The organism is Prosthecobacter sp. (assembly GCF_044373815.1).
In the GTDB taxonomy this organism is placed as follows: Bacteria; Verrucomicrobiota; Verrucomicrobiia; order Verrucomicrobiales; family Verrucomicrobiaceae; genus Prosthecobacter.
In genome coordinates this window covers 1-2,763 of record NZ_JBIPNG010000674.1, presented here as the reverse complement: position 1 = coordinate 2,763, position 2,763 = coordinate 1, and the positions used below count along the sequence as shown (strand labels likewise).

General features: G+C 58.1%; 3 protein-coding genes and 1 pseudogene. All 4 read right to left on the bottom strand.

All coding sequences use genetic code 11. From position 1 onward, the window contains the following. A partial coding sequence (locus ACIREA_RS30105) for a GTP-binding protein (RefSeq protein WP_397386011.1) occupies positions 1-136 on the bottom strand: 136 nt, incomplete at its 3' end. Between the two features lie 379 nt (positions 137-515). Further along, complete coding sequence (locus ACIREA_RS30100; protein WP_397386010.1) at positions 516-698, bottom strand: hypothetical protein; 183 nt, start codon at positions 696-698, stop codon at positions 516-518. A gap of 685 nt (positions 699-1,383) precedes the next feature. Further along, positions 1,384-1,725, bottom strand: a complete 342-nt coding sequence (locus tag ACIREA_RS30095; protein ID WP_397386009.1) for a hypothetical protein — start codon at positions 1,723-1,725, stop codon at positions 1,384-1,386. A gap of 297 nt (positions 1,726-2,022) precedes the next feature. Further along, positions 2,023-2,763 (bottom strand): annotated as a pseudogene (locus ACIREA_RS30090) (hypothetical protein); the annotation flags it as partial.

Sequence of the window (2,763 nt, the reverse complement as noted above, 5' to 3'; positions counted from 1 at the left end):
CATTGACCTCGCTCATGTCATTGACGATGACGGCAACTCTGCGTCCCTCGCGGTTTCGCAGGATGTGATTGAGCAAGGTGGTTTTCCCAGCTCCGAGGAAGCCGGAGAGGACGGTGACAGGGAGCTTCGGTGTCATTAGGTGCATCAGTGGGTGAAGTTCTATAACGCAAAAATATTGCATTAGATAATGAATTAATGCAACCTGTATGCACTAACAAATGGGCGAGTCGGTCGCTGCTGGTGACCCCATTCCAGTTCATTTTTGAAATCACTGCTATGCACATGCCCCCTGATGGTTCTCCCAATTAGCGAATTTGGTGAAGAATCGCCCGCTGTCGTTCATCGCATGCGCGCCACCCTTGGCGCTACTTTAGCGTTACATTTCTCTGCGAAAAATGAGGAAAGGGGGGCTGGCCCGCCTCCGCGAAGACGGGCTCAATTCCTGGTGTGTCGTGATGAATCGAAAATCGTACAGCCGATTCTCAGCGCCTTTAATTTCTAAGTCCGACAGTCTGCTAGGATTGTGCAAACAGAAATGTCGCAACACCTGCGAGCAGGAGCAATCCGCCAATCAGGGCAAACTTAAGCTTGGGCTTCTCGGTGTTCCAGCGAGCAGGGCCAAAAACTGAGGCGACAGCGGACACAGCAAAAACAAAGACCGCGAGGATCACGAATGGATTGTCAAAGTTCATATTCATGGCGAGCGGCGTATTGAGGCTGGGCGAAAGTTAGGGATCAGGCGACGGCAAGCGGGAACTCGCGTCAACCGACATGACTTGCATAAGGCAACCCTAAGGGCAGCGCCGAGGGAGGCGCTGGCAACCGCCTATGACACGACAGATGCCATACGAGCCGTTTCCTGCATCCGTTTTCTTCGGCCTTGGTTTGGCTGGGGGACTCAATCACGGGTTCGTGGGTCTGTCTGCGTGACCAGGCAGCCCGAAAAACTCGGGCACCCTCAGCCGAAGGTAGGTAAACCAAACCGTCACAATGGCAAACCAAGTCAGGGGAACGACTGACTGCATGATCGGCTTTTGCGAGATCGACAACATCCATACCATGAAGGCAGTGAAAAATCCTGCCACCCAAGGGGTGAACCGTAACACCCGCCGAACGCGCAAGTCGGCTATCGCAACGAGACAACCCGCTAAGATCGAGAGCCACCCGAAAACTTTCAGCAACCATCTCAATGTGTCCCACTGGCCCCACTCCCCGAAGGAAAGCGCCGGACCCGCAAGGCCAAGGAAGACCAGGGCATAGACGCCGACAGGATAAATATCCGACCTCGGTGAATGCGAACTGCTTTCAAGTGAGGACGAGTCAGGCGGGTCTGGGGTCTGATCTTGTGTGTTCATGAGTCATACGAGTCCTGCTTCAGATGATCTAGTTTTTGGAGGCTTGCCGGCCTTTGAGAATCTGCGCGGCCATGCGGATCGCATCCTGAATGGTCGTTGCGTTCATGCTGCCTGGATAAACGAAATAACCCGTCTTCAATATCTCGCCGCTGTCATAGATTGTTCCAGAGGCAGTCTCCGTCAGTCTGGCTGTAGAAATCGTGATCCAGGAACCATCGGGGTATTGATACGAATACACTGCAGCCTTCGATCTGCCTTGGGCGTCTGCCGACAAACTCCAATTTAGGGCAGCATCGGCATCCATCATTGTCTGTCGGCCGCATGAGATCAGACCGAGGGAGGAAAGGAGGGCTAACAGGGTGATTCGCATGGCGTGCTGAAGTTGGGCGAACGACTCGGATCAGGCGACGGCGGGCGGGAGGTGCGGATGAATATTGGGCAAGGATAACAAAAGTGTCGGCTGGTGCGCAAGAGACTTGTTATGTCGTACTACGGACCTTGGCGGGCTCCCAGCAAAGGCCCCCTTCCCGACTCCCAGGCCAAAGCCGACGTCCAGATGGGTGGCAGCGGAGCGCTGGTGGTGTGATTCCCTCGTGGGAAATCAGCTCGTGGGCGCTCGCCGAAAGGCAGTCAAGAAAGGAAGGACCGGCGCTTCCACGACAGCACATCACGGGGTTTTCGTGGATGGCGGTGCCGGCGGGAGGAGGTTTGCAGGCAGTGGCAATGGGGAGCGGATCTCCTCGGCTATCGGGGGGAATAGGGCTGCCGCGACACGTGGCAAATCGGCTGCAGGGGCAGCCACGGCCTGTGGCAAGTCGGCTTCAGGGATTTCAGCGGCACGTGGCAAATCAAGGCTGATGGGCTTGAACCTGGGCTTCGTGCCTGCGGGGATGGCCTTGGGTGCCTGTGTCACTCCCGCCTGACGCGAGAGCACCTGTGGCCCCGCCTGGACGAGCGGCGCTTGCAGCACGGTGCCGTCCGGCGCACGATCCAGCACAAACCCACTGAAATCCAAAGGCAGCGGCACGAGCTGACCCTCCGCCGTCAGCACCTGCCCCGCAGGCACCAGCTCTGCATTCACCCGCTGCATGCGGCCGTGGCGGATCAGATAAGCCTGTCCTAGCACGGCGAAGAGTCCCTCGCGCAGCGTCGGGGTGGTCGCCCTGGCATAATCGGACGGCAGCGCCACGAGCCGCCCTTCTGCGGTCAGCACCTGCCCCTTTGGCACCAAGGTGACATCCACCAGCGCCGCACGGCTGTGGCGAATGAGGTAGGTCTGGCCGCGATGGAACACGATGCCGTCAGGCACCGTGCTCGTCTCCCTGTCCTTGGGCTGATATTCCAAGGCGCGTGGGATGCCGCTCTGGGCGGCGGCAGGGCCGTAGCAGGCCAGCACCGCAGCAAGGAG